We start from the raw sequence: 17,357 nt of genomic DNA, 5'->3' as shown, positions 1-17,357 counted from the left end.
GTCCCTGCGCGAGTCCAGGCCGGAACGGGACGGGGAGAGGACACCCGTATGAGCAGCCGCAGAGTAGCCATAGCCGGGGTCGCCCTGTCCGACTGCGGCCGGGTGGACGAAGCCACCCCCTACGCACTGCACGCCCAGGCGGCCCGCCGCGCACTCCACGACTGCGGCCTGGAGCGGTCGGTGATCGACGGGCTGGCCTCGGCCGGGCTGGGCACGCTCGCCCCCATCGAGGTCGCCGAGTACCTGGGCCTGTGCCCCGCCTGGGTCGATTCCACCTCGGTGGGCGGGGCCACCTGGGAAGTCATGGCCGCGCACGCCGCGGACGCGATCGCCGCCGGCCAGGCGCGGGCGGTGCTCCTGGTGTACGGCTCCACCGCCCGCGCCGACCTCAAGGCCCGCCGCCGTACCGCCGACCTCTCCTTCGGGACCCGCGGCCCGCTCCAGTTCGAGGCCCCGTACGGGCACACCCTCGTCTCCAAGTACGCGATGGCCGCGCGCCGTCACATGCACCGGTACGGGACCTCCTTGAAGCAGTTGGCCGAGGTCGCCGTCCAGGCACGGGCCAACGCCGTGGCCAACCCGGACGCCATGTACCGCACGCCGGTCATCGTCGAGGACGTGCTCTGCGGCCCGCTGATCGCCGACCCCTTCACCAAGCTGCACTGCTGCATACGCTCCGACGGCGGCTGCGCGGTCCTCATGGTCGCCGAGGAGTACGTACGGGACCTGGCGAAACCCCCTATCTGGGTGCTCGGTTCCGGCACCGCCGTCTCCCACACCACCATGTCGCAGTGGCCGGACTTCACCGTCTCCCCGGCGGCTGTCTCCGGTCCCACGGCTTTCGAACGGGCCGGCGTCCGTCCCTCGGAGATCGATGTGGCCGAGATCTACGACGCCTTCACGTATATGACGCTGGTGACGCTGGAAGATCTGGGGTTCTGCGGGAAGGGAGAGGGCGGGGCGTTCGTGGAGGGAGGGCGGCTGCTGCGGGACGGGGGGCTCCCGACCAACACCGACGGCGGTGGGCTGTCCGCCTGCCACCCCGGCATGCGCGGGCTGTTCCTGCTGGTGGAGGCGGTACGGCAGCTCCGTGGCGAGGCGGGCGGGGAGCGCCAGGTCCGCAGGCGCGACGGGCAGCCGCCCCGCCTGGCCGTGGCGTCGGGCACGGGTGGCTGGTTCTGCTCCTCGGGGACGCTGGTGCTGGGGCGGGATTAGAGCGCTGGGGGCGGGAGTAGAGCGTTGGAGGGCGGGAACAGGCGCTGCGGCCGGGGCGGGTGCGGTGGGGCGGCGGCGGGTCCGTCCTAGGGTGCTGGGTATGACTGAAGCTGAGGACGAGGCGTTCCGTGACGTGCTGCGCGGGCTGCGGGTCTGGGAGGGCGAGCTGCCCGCGTTCGAGACGGACCCGGCGAAGGCGCCACAGGAGCCGCTGACGCTGTTCCGGCAGTGGCTGCGGGAGGCCGCCGAGGCAGGCGTACCCGAACCGCACACCATGACGCTGGCCACCGCCGACGCCGCCGGCGACCCGTCCGTACGGACTCTGATGCTGCACGACGCCGACGAGCGCGGCTGGCACTTCGCCTCGCACCGAGGCAGCAGGAAAGGCCGTGACCTGGCCGTCCGTCCCCGGGCTGCGCTGGGCTTCTACTGGCCGGCGCTCGGCCGTCAGATCCGCGTACGAGGAGAGGTCACCGAAGCCGGGCCCGAGGAGAGCGCGGCCGATCTGCACCGGCGCTCACCGGGGGCGCTGGCCGCCGCGCTGGTGGGCCGCCAGAGCGAGCCGCTCGACTCGTACGGGGAACTGGAGCGGGCGTCGCAGGAGGCGTGGGAGCGGGCGCGGCGCGAACCGGACGCGCCGGTTCCGAGCTGGACCCTGTACGTCCTGCGGGCCGAGGAGGTCGAGTTCTTCCAGGGCGACGCCCGGCGCCGCCACGTACGGCTGGACTACCGCCGCACGGAGGACGGCTGGGAACGCGGGCTGCTGTGGCCCTGACGTCACAGCCGCCGGTACATGATGTGCAGACCCACGAACCCCTTGGTGGGGTGCTGGAAGCCCTCGGGGAGCGTCGTCATGATCTCGAAGCCCAGTGACTGCCACAGGGCGACGGCGCGGGTGTTGGTCTCCACGACCGCGTTGAACTGCATGGCGCGATAGCCCTCGGCACGCGCCCAGTCCAGCGCATACTGCCCGAGCGCCCGGCCGACGCCGCGCCCCGCATGGCCGGGGGCGACCATGAAACTGCCACCGGCTATGTGGGAGCCGCCGCCCATGTGGTTGGGGTTCATCTTGGCCGAGCCCAGGACCGTACCGCTGTCGTCGACGGCGACGACGGTGCGGCCGGGCGGCCGGAGCAGCCACAACTCGCGGGCCGTCGGCTCGTCCAGGTCGCGCGGATAGGTGTAGGTCTCGCCGGCCGAGACGATCGTCCGGAAGAACGGCCAGATCTGCTGCCAGTCGGCCGCGGTCGCTTCTCTGATCAGCACACCCCGCAGCCTGGCCACCCCCGGGCGCGTACGGCAACCGAATTACGGGATTACGGGAGCACGGGATCACGGGATCACGGGATCACGGACGGAAGACGGGGATCCGAACGGCCGCGCCCCCTTTCCCGTCCGCCTCCCCTCCCCCTCCCTCGTTCCCGGCCCCGTTCCCGCTTCCGGCCCCGTTCCCGTTCCCGTTCCCGTCTTGCAGACGCTCCGTACGGAAGTGGACCCGCAGCCGCATCCCGATGCGCAGATTGCCCTCGGCACAGTCGGTGACCTCGGTCATCATGCGCGGGCCCTCGGCGAGATCGACGACCGCCGCGACGTACGGGAGGCGGCCCGCGAAGGGCGGCAGGTCGTTGCGGTGGACCACGGACCAGGTGTAGAGCGTGGCCAGGCCACTCGCCTCCTCCCACACCACGTCCTCGCTCCAGCAGTACGGGCATAACTCCCGTGGGTAGTGGTGAGCGGCGCCGCAGCCGTCCGCCCGGCAGCGGCGGAGCAGCAGCCGGCCCTCGCCCGCCGCGTCCCAGTAGGGGCGGGTGAAGGCGTCGATCTCGGGCAGGTCGAACCGGGCGGCGGTGGAGCGCGCGCGAGTCATGGAAGCACTTCCTCTCTAGGTGAACGGGCAGAAGGCCGAGGAGATGGTCGGCCAAGTGACGACGGGATGACGACGGGTACGGCACGCAGGCGCTGCTTTCCCGCCACATCCGGCGTCCGTACGCCACCGGTCCCGGCACCGCTCCGACCGCCCCGCCCTTGAGTTCTCCCCTGCGAACGCCCGTGAACTGACGGAGGATCAGTCCAGCCGAGGCCGGTCCGGATGCACAAGAGGTCGGCCACGATCGGTGAGGAACCGGGGACACCCGGCCACGGCGGAGCTACCCTCACCGGCATGCCGGACGCAGCAGCGCACGCCGACCCGCACGCCGCCGCCCTCCCGCCCGCCGCCCCGCCCGTCTATGTGATCGGGGGCGGCCCCGGCGGTCTCGCCACCGCCGCCGCGCTCCAGGCGTACGGGGTACGGGCCGTCGTACTGGAGAAGTCCGACGCCGTGGGCGCCTCTTGGCGCCGGCACTACGACCGGTTGCGGCTGCACACGACCCGTCGGCTCTCCGCGCTTCCGGGCCTGCCGATACCGCGTGCGTACGGGCGGTGGGTCGCCCGGGACGACGTGGTGCGCTACTTGGAGCAGTACGCCCGATATCACCGGCTGGAGATCGTGACGGGTGTGGAGGTCCGGCGCATCGACCGGGCGGGCGGGGCGGATGCGGGCAGGGCGGATGCGAGCGGCCGGGCGGCAGCCGCGACGGCCGGCGCGCAGCCGGGTGCGGGAACGAACGCGCAGGTGAGCGTGGCGGTCGGCGCGGCGGGCACAGCGGGCCGGGCGGATCCGGCGGCGGGTGGGACGGGCGCGACGGTGGGTGCGGGGCGTCCGGCGAGCCCGGAGCGTGCGGCAAGCCCGGGGCGTCCGGCGGGCACGACCGCGGGGGGCGCGGGCGACGAGGCGGCGTGCCGCGCCATGGGCCAGCCCCCCGGCACCGGGGGCTGGGTGCTGCACGCCAACGGCGGACGGGCACTCCGCTCCCCTTCCGTCGTCGTCGCCACCGGCTACAACCACACCCCGTACCTCCCCAACTGGCCCGGCCGGACCGGCTACACGGGCACGCTGCTGCACGCCGCCCACTACCGCAACGCCCTTCCGTACGCGGGCAAGGACGTCCTGGTCGTCGGCACCGGCAACACGGGCGCCGAGATCGCGGTGGACCTGGCGCACGGCGGGGCGGCACGGGTCCGGCTGGCGGTGCGCACGCCTCCGCACATCGTGCGCCGCTCCACGGCGGGCTGGCCCGCCCAGGCCACCGGCATCCTCATACGCCACCTGCCGCCATGGGCCGTGGACGCCGCGGCCCGCGCCGTGGCTCACCTCGCCGTCCCCGACCTGACCGGGTACGGCCTGCCCGCCCCCGAAACCGGCCTCTACACCCGGGCCCTCCAGGGAGCCATCCCCGTCCAGGACGTAGGACTCATCGAAGCCGTACAGGCGGGAGCGGTACAGCCGGTCGCGGCGGTGGAGTCCTTCGACGGCGGTACGGTACGGCTCGCCGGCGGTGACGCGATCGATCCGGACGTCGTCATCGCCGCCACCGGGTACCGGCGCGGGCTGGACACCCTGGTCGGCCACCTCGGCGTCCTGGACGCCCGCGGCAACCCCCTCGCCCACGGCCCGGACACCCTGCCCCGCGCCCCGGGCCTGCGCTTCACGGGCTACACCAATCCCATCAGCGGCATGTTCCGCGAACTGGCCCTGGACGCATGCAGGATCGCCCGCGCCGTCGTACGCGACGAGGCTTCCGCGCACGCGCTCGCGGCCCTGTGAGGCTTTACCGTGCACGACCGTTCCTGACGTGCCGACGACTCAGTAACCTGACTAGGCGTCAGTTATTCGGCCGTCACACGGGAGCGGGCGTCAACGATGCTTGGACCGACTCACGGCAGCCTTGCCACCAGTAACCGCACCGGCCGGGACCCTTCCGCCACCGACCGCGGGCCCGCCACGTCCCCCGGCCGCCGGCCCGACCGGCAACCTCCTGGCCCCACGCCCGGTACGTCCACCCCGCCCGACGGCCATCACGACAGCCCCCGCCCCACCTCCCACCACAGCCCCGGCTCCTCCGAAGCCCCCAGAAACCACACCAACACCAACACGCCCCACACCAACCGCACCAGCGACGCCGCTACCAACACCACCACCAGCGACAACCGCACCGCCGGGGACAACCGCACCGCCAGGGACAACCGCACCGCCAACGGCCACCGCAGCGACAGCGGCGGCGGCGGCAGCAGCAGCAGCAGCGACAACGGCAGCGGCAGCGGCAGCGGGGAAGATCTCGACGTCAGCGGCCGTCCCCTCTACGCGCCGGTGCCCGACCTGGACCGCTTCTTCCGGCCCGGGTCCATGGCCGTCATCGGCGCGTCGGACAGCGCGGGACGCCCCAACGCCGGCATCACGCGGCGGCTCATCGACTGGTCCGAGCACGTCGGCGCCCGCCTGTACCCGATCAACCCTGGTCGCACCTGCGTCTATGGCCTGCCCTGCTTCACCTCCGTCTCCGACCTGCCCGAGCAGGTCGACCTCGCCGTACTGCTGGTCGGCGACCCGGTCCCGGTCATCGACGAACTCGCCGACGCCAAGGTCCGTTTCGTGGTGGTCTTCGCCTCCGGCTTCGCCGAGACCGGCCAGGAGGGCGCCGCTGCCCAGGCCCGGCTGACCGAAGCCGTCCGGCGCGCGGGCCTGCGTCTGCTCGGCCCGAACACCAACCTCAACGCTTTCGAGACCTTCCGTGACGACCTGGACGGGCCCGCCATCGCGCTCGTCACGCAGTCAGGCCACCAGGGCCGCCCGCTGTTCTCCCTTCAGGACCTGGGCATCCGCCTCTCCCACTGGGCCCCGACCGGCAACGAAGCCGATCTGGAGGCCGCCGACTTCCTGTCCTACTTCTCCTCCCGCCCCGAGGTGGGGGCCATCGCCGCGTATCTGGAAGGGCTCAAGGACGGCCGGGCCTTTCTGCTGGCCGCCGACCGCGCGGCCCGCAACCGCGTCCCGGTCGTCGCCGTCAAGGTCGGCCGGACCGGAGCCGGGGCCCGCTCGGCCGCCACCCACACCGGCAAACTCACCGGCCAGGACGCCGTCGTGGACGCGGCGATGCGCCAGTTCGGTGTGATCCGCGTGGACGGGCTGGACGAGCTGCAGGACACCGCGACGCTGCTGGCCCGCGCCCGCCGGCCGGCCGCCGAGGGCGTCGCCGTGTATTCGATCTCCGGGGGCACCGGTGCACACGTCGCCGACCTGGCGTCCGCCGCCGGACTGGAGCTGCCCGCGCTCTCCCCCGCCAAGCAGCGCGAGCTGCACCAGTGGATCCCGGACTACCTCGACGTCACCAACCCGGTCGACAGCGGCGGCCACCCGGTCGGTGACGAGCGTGGCCGGAAGATCATCGACGCGTTGCTGGCCGACCCGTCCATCGGCGTACTCATCTGCCCGATCACCGGCCCCTTCCCGCCGCTGAGCGACAAGCTCGCGCAGGATCTCGTGGACGCGGCGGAACAGACGGAGAAGCTGGTGTGCGTCGTATGGGGCTCTCCGGTGGGCACCGAGGACGCTTATCGCAGGACGCTGCTGGGCTCCTCCCGTGTCGCGACCTTCCGCACCGTCGCCAACTGCCTCACGGCCGTCCGCGCCTGGCTCGGCCACCACCGTTTCACCGCCGCCTACCGCTCGCCCTTCGACCAGGCCCCGCGCGTACCGTCCCCCGCCGCGCGCAGAGCGCGGGCGCTGCTGCGCCCGGGCGAGCAGCTCAGCGAGCACGCGGCCAAGCAACTGCTGCGCGCGTACGGCATACGCGTACCACGTGAGCACCTGGTGACCAGCGCGGCGGCGTCCGTACGCGCCGCCGCCCTCGTCGGCTACCCGGTCGTCATGAAGGCGTCCGGTCCCCGCCTCGCGCACAAGACGGAACTGGGCCTGGTCAAGGTCGGGCTGACCTCCGCGAGCCAGGTGCGCGACGCCTATCGGGAGCTGACCGACATCGCCCGTTACGAAGAGCTCCCGCTGGACGGTGTCCTGGTCTGCCAGATGATCGACCGGGGCGTGGAAACGGTGGTGGGCGTCACGCACGACGAGGTCTTCGGCCCGGCCGTCACCGTCGGGCTCGGCGGCGTGCTGGTGGAAGTCCTGCGGGACGTCGCGGTGGGGGTGCCGCCCTTCGGCGCCGACCGGGCCCGCGCGATGCTCGGCGAACTGCGCGGCCGGGCCCTGCTGGACGGGGTCAGGGGAGCGCCCCCGGCGGATGCCGACGCCCTGGTCGAGGTCGTCCTGCGGGTCCAGCGCATGGCCCTTGAACTGGGCGCGGGTCTGGCGGAGTTGGACATCAACCCGCTCGTCGTACTGCCCCGCGGCCAGGGTGTGGTCGCGCTCGACGCCCTGGCCGTGTGCCGTTGAGCCGCCGCCCGTCCGGCCCCCACCGGCGGCCACCGCGGACGGCGCCCGCGCGCCCCTCAGCCGTACGCACCCTGCCCGTACGGCCCTGGACCGCACCCCCGCCCCTCTCAGCCCTCTTTCTTCCCCTGCCCCACCACGCCGCACCGGCGCCCCTCGCGACCGCACGCACCGTGTCCGTACGAGCTGGAGCCACCTGACCATGACGACCTCCCCCGCATCCGCCGGCTCCCCGGCCTCCCCCGGAAATCCCGCTGAGACCTTGATACTCCACGCCACTGACAACGGCGTCTCGTGGATCACCCTCAACCGCCCCGACGCACTGAACGCCATCACCTCTGACCAGCGCGAACGCGTCATCTGCCGACTCGCGGACGTCTCCGCCGACCCGGCCGTACGGGCCGTCGTGATCACCGGCACCGGCAAGGGATTCTGCGCGGGCGCGGACCTGCGGGCGGCCTCGCCCGCCCCGGCCGCACAGGGCCGGGTGGCCGGTGACGTGGCCCGGGTGATCCGGCTCGGCGCGCAGCGCCTCATCGCGGCCGTACTGGACTGCGAGAAGCCGGTGATCGCCGCCGTCAACGGCGTCGCGGCCGGCCTCGGTGCGCATCTCGCGCTCGCCTGCGACCTGGTCCTGGCCGCCGAATCGGCCCGCTTCATCGAGGTGTTCGCGCGGCGGGGCCTGGTTCCCGACGGCGGCGGGGCGTATCTGCTGCCCCGCCTCGTCGGCCCGCAGCGCGCCAAGGAGCTGCTGTTCTTCGGTGAGACCGTCTCCGCCGTTCAGGCCGCACAGCTCGGACTGGTCAACAGGGTCGTGCCGGACGACGCGCTGACGGAGACCGCGCGCGAGTGGGCCGAGCGGCTGGCCGGTGGCCCGACCCGCGCTCTGGCGCTGACCAAGCAACTGGTCAACGCCTCTCTCGACGCCGACCGGGCCACGGCGTTCGCCGCCGAGGCCGCCGCCCAGGAGATCAACATGACGACGTCGGATGCCCAGGAGGGGGTCGCCGCCTTCGTGGAGCGGCGCACCCCCACCTATCGGGGGCGTTAGGGCGGGCCGGGCGGAACGGGCCGGCCGGATGAACCAGGCGAGTCGGACGGGACGGACGGGTCGGACGGGCCGGACGGGACGGCCGGGTCGGACGGGCCGGACGAGTCGGACGGGCCAGACGAGTCGGGCCGACTGCCGTCGTTCATCTCGCCACCCGTTCCGTGTGCGTCGCCTGTGGGGAGTGGATCCCCATGGGCGCCGCCTTCACCCCCGCCCCCGTATCCGCCCCCACGGACGCCGCCCCCGTATGACCGGCGCCCGCCGTGGCGGCCCCCACCGCCCCCAGGAGGCCCGCCGCGAGAATTCCGGCCCCCACCGCACTGCTGAAGACGGCACGTACCTTCATCTACTGACTCCCCGTTGTAGCGCGTCCTTTTCACAGCACATACGTCCGACAGGGTCGCGCCATATGACACACAACGACGTGATGCGCGTCACATGCCCGTACCGCTGTCGCTGTCGCCGTCGGTGCATTCGCGGACATCACGGGTGTTCCGGGTCCGTACGCCCGGCAGCCAGCCCTCGACACCCTCGGCGGTCCGCACCAGATACCAGCGGGCGGAGGTCACCCCTTCCTCGTCCTGCATGAGGATGCCGTCCACGATCACACAGCGCGCGGCCAGCGGGTCGCCGTGCCAGACCCGCCCGGCGGCGTTGCCCGGCGTGGCGTACCGGATGTGCGGGTTCCGGGCGAGCCGCAGCGAGCACTCCATCGTGCGCAGATTCCGGCACGCCCGTTCGCTGTTGTAGACCCTTATCGGGATGTATGCCCCGGAAGCGGACGGCCCCAGTTCCGCGGCACCCAGCCCCACCAGCCACCACACCCCCAGGGCCACCAGCGCCACCGTCACCACGACGGACATCACCACCACCGTCGCGTGCGGCGGTCCGGGCCGGGGCGATCGCGCCCACGGGTCGCGGAGCCATCGGGCTCGGAACCACCGTTCACGGAGCCATCGGGCGCGGAACCATCGGACACGGAGCCACGCAGGTCCCGGCGGTGGGCGACGCGGCTCCGCGCCGGCCGCGGCCCTGCCCGCTCCCGTTCCCGCGCCCTGGACACGGCCCCACAGACCCGGCGGCGTACCGATCTCCTCGTCCGCCGCCCGCAGGCAGGTGCGCAGCACCGCCTCCACGTCGCACCCGGCAGCGCCCCCGCCACCCCGCCCGGCGCCCTCCGCGCCCGCACCGTCTCCGCCCACGCCCGCGCGCTGCGCGCCGTCCTGCCCGGCCGCTCCCATCGCGCCGCTCACCTCCCGGCCCGGCCCTGCTGCGTTTCGACGAGGTAGGCACGCAGCCTGGTCAGGGCCCGCGCGCGGTGCCGGGCGGCGGTCCCCCGGTGCACCCTCATGATCTGTGCCGCCTGGTCGATGGTGTAGCCGTCGAGGTCCACCAGGATGACGATCCCGGCCTGCCGGTGCGAGAGCCTGCTCAGCAACCGCACCGCTTCGATCTCCGCATGTCTGCGCTCGACCCCGCCGTCCCAGCTCCCGCCGCCGGCCGCCGGACGGGCCGCGGCCCCCGACCCGGCGCCGGGCCGCCCCGCCCCTTCCATCCCTTCCACCTCGTCGACGAGCACCTGCCGCCGGTCCTTCCTGTACGCGTCACGGGCGATGTTCAATATGGCGGTGAAGGCGTAGGCGTACGGCTCCGGGTGCGCCAGGAAGCGCTGCGGCCGGGCGGCGAGCCTGAGATATGCCTCGTGCACGACGTCCTCCGCGGAATGGCGGTTGCCGGCCAGCATGACCGCCCGCCGGTAGAGCCTGGGCAGCAGCCCGCAGAAGACCTCGTCGAAGGACGACGGCGCCGCGGGGGAGGAAGGTGACGATTGCGTCGCATCGGCCATGTACCGTAACTCTCCCCGTGTTTGGTACGAGCGCGGCCGACCGGGAAACTACCCGGCGCGATCACCCGCCAACCACACCCCCGCCCTCTTCACCCTTACCGCTCTCCTGTCGCACACCTCTCCTATTTCTTGCCGCACGAACCCGGATGTCATGGCGCCCGCACTTCCCACCTGACGGGTCGTCAGCTTCAATGGCAGCATGATGGGACACGCCGGAATGGCGGCCACGGCCGTGCGTTATCTGCGTTCGATGGGCGCGTCCACCGCCGTCCCCGCGGCGCCCTCCCCTTCAGCTCCGCCCCCGCCCGTACCTCCGGCCCCGCCCAGTCCCTCGGCCGCCCGCTCGCGCCGCGCCCTGCGAGCCGTACGGGAGGACGAGCGCGCCCCGCTGGACCCGGCGGTGTTCCGTGCGGTTCTGGGGCACTTCGCGAGCGGCGTCACCGTCATCACGGCACCGGGCCTCCCCGCGCCGATATGCGCTCCGGCGCATGCCCCGGCGCAGATGGAAAGACGTGCGCCGGAGCGTGCGCCGGAGCCCATGTCCGGCCCGGCGGGATTCGCCTGCCAGTCCTTCGCCTCGCTGTCCCTGGATCCGCCACTGGTGGTGTTCGCGGTGGCCCGTACGTCCACGACCTGGCCGCGCATCGCCCGCGCCGGGGTCTTCTGCGTCAACGTCCTCGGTGCGGACCAGGAGGCACTGTGCCGTGGCTTCGCGGTCAGCGGCGCCGACAAGTTCGCGGGGGTGGTCCATACGCCGGCCCCGGTGACCGGCTCACCGCGCCTGGCGGGCGTCCCCGCCTGGATCGACTGTGTGATCCAGGCCGTGCACACCGGCGGTGACCACCTCCTGGTCGTCGGCCGGGTGGCCGCCCTGGGCACGGACGAGGCCGCCGCCGCGTCCGGACCGCTCCTCTTCCACCGGGGAACTTTCGGCCGCTTCAGCGCGTAAGGTCCGATCCGCCGACCAGCACCCTCTCATTCATGCCCCCGCGCACACCCCCGCTCGCGCCCTCTGCCCACGCCCCGTCCACGCCCGGCTCACGCCGCCGACCGCAGCTCTCCGCCCCGGCTGCCCCGGCCGCCCCGTATGACCAGCGCCATCAGCGCGGCGGTCGCGCACAGCGCTCCGGACGCGTACCACACCGGGTCGTACGTGCCGACGGCGTCGCGGACCAGGCCGCCCAGGAAGGCGATGAGCGCGGCGCCGACCTGGTGGGAGGCCAGCACCCAGCCGAAGACGATCGCGCTGTCCTCGCCGTAGTACTCGCGGCACAGGGCGATGGTCGGCGGGACGGTGGCGACCCAGTCGAGCCCGTAGAAGATGATGAAGAAGATCATCGGCGGGTGGACCGCGTCGGACAGCAGCATGGGCAGGAAGAGCAGCGAGAGCCCGCGCAGCGCGTAGTAGACCGCAAGCAGGCGGCGGGTGTCGAAGCGGTCGGTGAACCAGCCCGAGGCGACCGTCCCCACGATGTCGAAGACGCCGATGACGGCGAGCAGCGAGGCGGCGACCGTCACCGGCATGCCGTGGTCGTGCGAGGCGGGCACGAAGTGCGTCTTGACCAGCCCGTTCGTCGTGGCACCGCAGATCGCGAAGGAGCCGGCCAGCAGCCAGAACGGACCGGTGCGCGCGGCGGAGACGAGCACCGCGAGCGTGCGCCGGGCCGCGCCCCGCCGCGGCTCGGGCTTGGGCACGAACTCCGCCGCGCCGTACGGAGCCACCCCCACGTCCGCCGGGTGGTCCCGCAGCAGCAGCCACACCAGCGGGACGACGGCCAGGGCCGACAGGGCGACGGTGACCGCGGCCGGGCGCCAGCCGTACCGCTCGACGATCCAGGACAGCAGCGGCAGGAAGACGAGCTGGCCGGAGGCGCCGGCCGCGGTGAGGATGCCGGTGACCAGCCCGCGCCGGGCGACGAACCAGCGGCCGGTGACCGTCGCCGCGAAGGCCAGCGCCATCGATCCGCTGCCCAGGCCCACCAGCACGCCCCAGAACAGGACCAGTTGCCAGCTCGTGGTCATGAAGACGGTCAGGCCGGAGCCGACGGCGATCACCAGCAGCGCGCAGCCGACGACGCGGCGGATGCCGAACCGGTCCATCAGGGCGGCGGCGAACGGCGCGGTCAGCCCGTACAGCGCGAGGTTGACCGACACCGCGAAGCCGATCGTGCCACGTGACCAGTGGAATTCCTGATGCAGCGGGTCGATCAGCAGGCCGGGCAGCGAGGCGAACGCGGCGGCGCCGACGATCGTCAGGAAGGTGACGGCCGCCACGGACCAGGCACGGTGCGGCCCACGGCGTCGTACCGGCACCGAGGCCACTGCCGCCGGGGCCGGGTCCGCCGTCGAGGCCGGGTCCGCCGTCGGCGCCGGGCCGGACTGCCGGCCCTCGGTCGGGGCCGCCGGTACGGGGAGTTCGGGTGTCTGTGTCACCCGAGAAGCTTCGGTCAGGTGATCAGCGCGGACGAGTGGCCTGATGGTCATCATCCGCAAGGTTCGGGCCACGCCATCCGTCGGCCTCCGACGCCCCGGAAACCTCACCGGCCCCAGCAGACCTGGCAGTCCCCAAAGACCCAGAAGTCCCCGAGGACCCCGAAGCCCTCGCGAAGAGCAGCGAAGTGAAGCGTCATGACGGTTCGCTCTGTCTGCCAGAAGGCCGGGATCTTCTGAGGCAGGGGCGCACGTCGCTCGAACTGCGCCCCTTCCGGTGCACATCGGGCCGTGGTGCTGCCGTCCCCTCAGCACACCGGAGGTCTGTCAGTCACTCCTCACGGATCACCATGGCGAAGGACGTGCAGATCCGCCGGAAGCCCCTGTGCCCGCTCCGGCCTGTGTGGCTCATGCACCCCACGTCGACCGCCGCGCCGTCCGTCGAGGGCGTGGCCGTCCACTTGCAGTGAAGGCACTCCGCTTCGAAGGTCACGTCAGTGTCCGGGTGCTGCGTGATCCTGTGCCTCACGTAGCGCATGACGGAGCGCACCATCACTCGGCCCCGTGTTCTTCCCTCAGGTGCGTACGGAGAACCACGTTCGCATCGGACACCTTCGAGTAGTTCCCGACCGATCGCGCGTTGGTCCGAGTCACAGCGATGCCGAGGCATACGCCGCAAGCTGCCACAGGGCCCGGCTCCCCGACCGGAGCTGTCAGGTGCACCGGCCCCGCCATCGTCGTCTTCGGTGTGCTCATCCTGTCCGGCCTCCCGACTGGATCTTGCTGCGATCCATCCTCGGGGCTCCGGCGAAGCGGCCCTACGGTCTTTCCTGTTGAGGCAAGAACTCGTCCCGGATGCTCTCGACCAGGGCACGCATGTCATCGCCGAAGAGCGCCACGCCGGCGAACCGCTCGAAGGTGTCGACGTACGTCTGTATGTCCCTGGGGTCCCGTGTCGTGATCTCCGAGTGGAACGTCTCGACGATCACAAGCCGGTCATCGTGGATGCTGAAGCACGTCATGGGGAAGTCCGGCATCCGACCGGCCAGGGGCACCACACCAACGGTCACATTGGGAAGCCGGGACAGGGACACGAGCCGATCCAGTTGGATGGCCATGACGGCCGGCTCACAGATCAGCCACCGTAGGACGTGCTCACAGATCACGAAGTGGAACGACCGGCCGTCTTCGTAGAGCGTCGCCTGCCGCTCCATCCTCGCGGCCACCGTCCGAGTCCTGGTCTCGTCCGGCAGTGCTGGGGGCAGGGAGAACACCGCCGTGGCGTACTCCGGTGTCTGGAGGAGTCCGGGAATGAGTTGCCCCTGAAACAGCCTGAGGGCAGCCGTGTTGGCCTCGATGGCCTTGATGGTGTTCTGGTGCTTCCACGGGCCCATACGGCGTAGCAGGCGCCACGCCGTGGCCTCGGTGACCTCGGCTCGGGCAGTGGCAAGGAACTGTTCCTTCACTGCGTCCGAGACACCGAGCGCGGACAGGAGCAGGTCGACGTCCTGAACGGTGGGCAGGGTCCGGCCGTTCTCGATCTTCGAGAGCTTGCCTGCGGACATGGAAGCCCTGCGGGCCACCGCGTCACCGGTCAGTCCCGATGCTTCCCGCAGTGCCCGCAGGGCTCTCCCGATCGACTCCGTGGTCAGTGATGCCGCTCCCAGTAGGCCGCGAACGGCACGGCGCGGGTGAGCGCCAGGTCGCGGTAACCCTGGTACTCCCTCAGTCGGTCGCCAGGCAGGAGTTCACCGCCGATGAACGCGCCCTCGGGGGTGTAGTGCATGCGGTACACGTCACGGTCGTCGAAGAGCCAGAAGTCGTGATCGGGCAGGCCGGTCACCTTCTGCTCGGCAAGGTCGATGATCCCGATGGACTCCCCGGCCTTGATGTTGCCGGGGTAGGCCGACAGCTCGTAACGCAGGTAGTCAGTCAGAGGGGAGCGCAGGACGTGAACGCGGGACACGCTCTTGCCCTTGTCGGTCATCGAGCGCACCCATGGGTTGTCGCTCCACTCCGGGCCCATGTCCTCACCCGCGAGGAACCGAGCAATCTCCTCCCGCTCCTCCTCCACGTCATACGCGTCGAGCGTCTCCAGCCGGAACGCGGTCCGCTCGAAGGTCTCGAAGAGACGGCCGAACTCCTCACCTGCGAGCACTGAAGTACTCCTCAAGCACTGCGGCCGGGACCATGACAGCCGTCTCCCCCTCGGGGAGGTCGAGCTGTGCCAGTCGCTCAGAGTCCGTGATCACGCGGCCCTGCACTACGTAGTCCTTGCCGTCGTCCGTGCCCCAAAGCGTCGGGCACGTGCCGTTCTTGCAGTCCGGGTCTCCCGACAGCTTCCGCAGCGGTGCGCCCATGGCTTCCCCCTCGCGTCGACAGTCCTTGTCGCGTTCGATGCTTCTGGCTTGCGGGCAGCACGGTCAAGATCCCCGGCTTTCCAGAACGGGAAAGCCGCGTGCTCGACACGGCTCTACGCGGGCTTGCGGGGCCGAGCCGGGCACATGGAGGCCCTGGTTGCCCAAAGCATCACCACACAAATCACTGGAGCAGCGGGTCGATCAGCAGGCCGGGCAGCGAGGCGAACGCGGCGGCGCCGACGATCGTCAGGAAGATGACGGCCGCGACGGACCAGGCACCGTGCGGCCCACGGCGTCGTACCGGCGCCGAGGCCATTGCCGCCGGGACCGGGTCCGCCGTCGGCGCCGGGCCGGACTGCCGGCCCTCGGTCGGGGCCGCCGGTACGGGGAGTTCGGGTGTCTGTGTCACCCGAGAAGCTTCGGTCAGGTGATCAGCGCGGACGAGTGGCCTGATGGTCATCATCCGCAAGGTTCGAGCCACGCCATCCGTCGGCCTCCGACGCCCCGAAAACCTCACCAGACCCAGCAGACCCGACAGTCCCCGAAGACCCAGAGGACCCCGGAGATTCCGAGAACCCCGCGCACACCACCGAGTGCGTCGCCACCCCGGCCGCCGGGGACCGGAGTTCGCCCACCACTGCGACCGCCGTCAGTACGAGCATCAGCGCCACCCCGCACAACAGCGTCGTGGAGGGCGCCGCCACGCTCAGTACGGCGCCCGACAGCGTCGCGCTGGAGGCGTATCCCGCCCCGATCGCCGCGTACATCACCGAATACCCGGCGGCCAGCGCGCTCGGCGGCAGCGCCGCGCGCAGCGACAGGCCACGGGCCACCTGGACCCCGGCCATCAGCAGCCCACCGGTGAGCAGCGCCACCGCGATACCCCCGACGGTCGGCAGTACGGCGACCGCCGACACGCACACGCCCACCGCGGGCAGCAGCACCAGCCCCTGCGTACGCAGCCGTCCCGGCCAGCTCCGCAGCCCGTACAGGAACGAGCCCACGGCGCTGGCCAGCGAGTACCCGCCGAGCAGCACCCCGGACCAGCCGACCGCGATCCCGCGCTGCTCCAGCAGGGCGGGCAGGACCAGTTCGGCGAGGGCAAGCAGCGCCAGCGCGGCGGCCCCCGAGACGTACAGCGGCCAGGCCGTGACGAGCGTACGGGCCATGGAGACACCCCCGCGGTCGGAGGAATCCGCCTGCCAGCCGTACGGGAGCGCCCACAGCCCCACCAGCGCCGGCGTCAGCAGAGCGGCGGCCAGCAGGATCGGAGCCTGCCCGGCGCCGCCGACCGCGAGACCGCCGGCCAGCGCGGGAGCCAGCGCCCACAGCAGGTAGGACAGGACCGACTCGGCACTCAGGGCCTTGACCGCGAGCCCCTTACCGGCTTGTTCGGCCAGTTCGGTCAGCAGGGTGCGCAGCCCGCCCGGTACGGCGGCCGGCCCGGCGCCGGAGACCACCGCCAGTGCCGCCTGCGCCGCCGGGGGCGCGCCGGGGAAGAGTCCCAGCCCCGCGAAGGCGGCGGCCCCGACCGCCAGTCCGGCCGCGAGGTGCACCCGCGCCCGCTCGGGACGCAGCAGCGTGCCCAGAAGCGGCGCCCCGATCACCTCACCGACCACATAGGCCGCGGCGAGCCCGGCGCCCCAGGGGTAACCGCCGGGCCCCTCGCGTACGAGGAAGACCAGGGCCAACGGGGCCATGGCGACCGGCAACCGGGTACAGACGGCGACGAACGCCCAGGTCAGCAGGGGGCGGGTGGCGAGGTCTCGGTATCCCATGCCAGGACGGTAAAGCGTGACACCATGACACACTCAAGTCATGCGGATCGGTGAACTGTCGGCACGCACCGGTGTGAGCATCCGGATGCTGCGCTATTACGAGTCCCAGGGGCTGCTGTGCCCGGAGCGCCACGCCAACGGCTACCGCAGCTACGCCGAGGAGGACGTCCGCCTCGTGCGCCGTATCCGGGCCCTGCTCGCCGCCGGGCTGAGCACGGCGGTGATCGCCAGGATGCTGCCCAGCGTCTGCGAGGTGGCGGACGGCGTGCTCCGGCCCTGCACCCCGGAACTCGCCGACGAGCTGCGCCGGGAGCAGGCGCGCATCGAGCGGCGGATCGCCGACCTCAAGGAGTCCAGCCGGGTCCTGAGCCTGGCCATCGCAGCCGCCCCGACCCGCCCGTAACCCCCGTAC

At 72.2% G+C, this 17,357-nt stretch carries 17 protein-coding genes; 7 read left to right on the top strand and 10 right to left on the bottom strand.

Features of this window, described 5'->3' with window-relative positions:
• The first annotated feature begins 48 nt into the window (after window positions 1-48).
• Together KGS77_RS20075 and KGS77_RS20070 are read left to right on the top strand one after the other, a co-directional pair.
• Entirely contained in the window at window positions 49-1,215 is a 1,167-nt protein-coding gene (locus KGS77_RS20075; RefSeq protein ID WP_242583790.1) for an acetyl-CoA acetyltransferase, read from the top strand.
• 100 nt (window positions 1,216-1,315) lie between these two features.
• Window positions 1,316-1,990, top strand: coding sequence for a pyridoxal 5'-phosphate synthase (locus KGS77_RS20070; protein WP_242583788.1), 675 nt, complete (start codon window positions 1,316-1,318; stop codon window positions 1,988-1,990).
• A gap of 2 nt (window positions 1,991-1,992) precedes the next feature.
• Here KGS77_RS20070 and KGS77_RS20065 read toward each other — a convergent pair whose 3' ends face one another.
• Both KGS77_RS20065 and KGS77_RS20060 read right to left on the bottom strand, forming a co-directional pair.
• On the bottom strand, window positions 1,993-2,481 hold the full coding sequence (locus tag KGS77_RS20065) for a GNAT family N-acetyltransferase (RefSeq protein WP_242583786.1): 489 nt from the start codon (window positions 2,479-2,481) through the stop codon (window positions 1,993-1,995).
• 82 nt (window positions 2,482-2,563) lie between these two features.
• Entirely contained in the window at window positions 2,564-3,082 is a 519-nt protein-coding gene (locus tag KGS77_RS20060; protein ID WP_242583784.1) for a Zn-ribbon domain-containing OB-fold protein, read from the bottom strand.
• 294 nt (window positions 3,083-3,376) lie between these two features.
• On the opposite strand from KGS77_RS20060, the gene KGS77_RS20055 reads away from it, so the two are divergent.
• The 3 genes from KGS77_RS20055 (at window position 3,377) to KGS77_RS20045 (ending at window position 8,531) form a co-directional block, all read left to right on the top strand.
• Window positions 3,377-4,861 (top strand): NAD(P)/FAD-dependent oxidoreductase, encoded by a 1,485-nt coding sequence (locus tag KGS77_RS20055; protein ID WP_242583782.1) that lies wholly within the window; start codon window positions 3,377-3,379, stop codon window positions 4,859-4,861.
• A gap of 96 nt (window positions 4,862-4,957) precedes the next feature.
• A complete protein-coding gene (locus KGS77_RS20050) occupies window positions 4,958-7,483 on the top strand; it encodes an acetate--CoA ligase family protein (RefSeq protein ID WP_242583780.1) in 2,526 nt (841 codons plus the stop codon).
• 199 nt (window positions 7,484-7,682) lie between these two features.
• A complete protein-coding gene (locus KGS77_RS20045) occupies window positions 7,683-8,531 on the top strand; it encodes an enoyl-CoA hydratase-related protein (protein ID WP_242583778.1) in 849 nt (282 codons plus the stop codon).
• Between the two features lie 434 nt (window positions 8,532-8,965).
• Here the strand turns inward: KGS77_RS20045 and KGS77_RS20035 are convergent, their stop codons facing one another.
• Together KGS77_RS20035 and KGS77_RS20030 are read right to left on the bottom strand one after the other, a co-directional pair.
• The gene (locus KGS77_RS20035) at window positions 8,966-9,394 is read right to left on the bottom strand and encodes a hypothetical protein (RefSeq protein WP_242583776.1); all 429 of its coding nucleotides are present in this window, start codon (window positions 9,392-9,394) and stop codon (window positions 8,966-8,968) included.
• A 386-nt stretch (window positions 9,395-9,780) separates the two neighbouring features.
• Window positions 9,781-10,377 (bottom strand): RNA polymerase sigma factor, encoded by a 597-nt coding sequence (locus tag KGS77_RS20030; RefSeq protein ID WP_242583774.1) that lies wholly within the window; start codon window positions 10,375-10,377, stop codon window positions 9,781-9,783.
• Window positions 10,378-10,576: 199 nt separating this feature from the next.
• On the opposite strand from KGS77_RS20030, the gene KGS77_RS20025 reads away from it, so the two are divergent.
• Window positions 10,577-11,326 (top strand): flavin reductase family protein, encoded by a 750-nt coding sequence (locus tag KGS77_RS20025; RefSeq protein ID WP_242583772.1) that lies wholly within the window; start codon window positions 10,577-10,579, stop codon window positions 11,324-11,326.
• Between the two features lie 89 nt (window positions 11,327-11,415).
• On the opposite strand, the gene KGS77_RS20020 is transcribed toward KGS77_RS20025, so the two are convergent.
• The 6 genes from KGS77_RS20020 to KGS77_RS19995 form a co-directional block, all read right to left on the bottom strand.
• On the bottom strand, window positions 11,416-12,699 hold the full coding sequence (locus KGS77_RS20020; protein WP_242587575.1) for an MFS transporter: 1,284 nt from the start codon (window positions 12,697-12,699) through the stop codon (window positions 11,416-11,418).
• Window positions 12,700-13,625: 926 nt separating this feature from the next.
• On the bottom strand, window positions 13,626-14,432 hold the full coding sequence (locus tag KGS77_RS20015) for a helix-turn-helix transcriptional regulator (protein WP_277994327.1): 807 nt from the start codon (window positions 14,430-14,432) through the stop codon (window positions 13,626-13,628).
• Window positions 14,433-14,455: 23 nt separating this feature from the next.
• Window positions 14,456-14,965, bottom strand: coding sequence for a DUF6879 family protein (locus tag KGS77_RS20010; RefSeq protein WP_242583770.1), 510 nt, complete (start codon window positions 14,963-14,965; stop codon window positions 14,456-14,458).
• Window positions 14,952-15,167, bottom strand: coding sequence for a hypothetical protein (locus KGS77_RS20005; protein WP_242583768.1), 216 nt, complete (start codon window positions 15,165-15,167; stop codon window positions 14,952-14,954). The genes KGS77_RS20010 and KGS77_RS20005 overlap by 14 nt, the downstream gene beginning before the upstream one ends.
• 181 nt (window positions 15,168-15,348) lie before the next feature.
• The gene (locus KGS77_RS20000) at window positions 15,349-15,576 is read right to left on the bottom strand and encodes a hypothetical protein (protein ID WP_242587846.1); all 228 of its coding nucleotides are present in this window, start codon (window positions 15,574-15,576) and stop codon (window positions 15,349-15,351) included.
• 22 nt (window positions 15,577-15,598) lie between these two features.
• On the bottom strand, window positions 15,599-16,945 hold the full coding sequence (locus KGS77_RS19995; RefSeq protein ID WP_242583766.1) for an MFS transporter: 1,347 nt from the start codon (window positions 16,943-16,945) through the stop codon (window positions 15,599-15,601).
• A 40-nt stretch (window positions 16,946-16,985) separates the two neighbouring features.
• Here KGS77_RS19995 and KGS77_RS19990 point away from each other — a divergent pair, with 40 nt between their 5' ends.
• Window positions 16,986-17,348 carry a MerR family transcriptional regulator gene (locus KGS77_RS19990; RefSeq protein ID WP_242583764.1) on the top strand — a complete coding sequence of 121 codons (363 nt, stop codon included), beginning with the start codon at window positions 16,986-16,988 and terminating at the stop codon, window positions 17,346-17,348.
• Window positions 17,349-17,357: the final 9 nt, after the last annotated feature.

The sequence above is a fragment of the Streptomyces sp. MST-110588 genome (assembly GCF_022695595.1).
Lineage (GTDB): Bacteria > Actinomycetota > Actinomycetes > Streptomycetales > Streptomycetaceae > Streptomyces.
The sequence above is the reverse complement of the archived record's forward strand: the minus strand, read 5'-3'. Positions and strand labels throughout refer to the sequence as shown.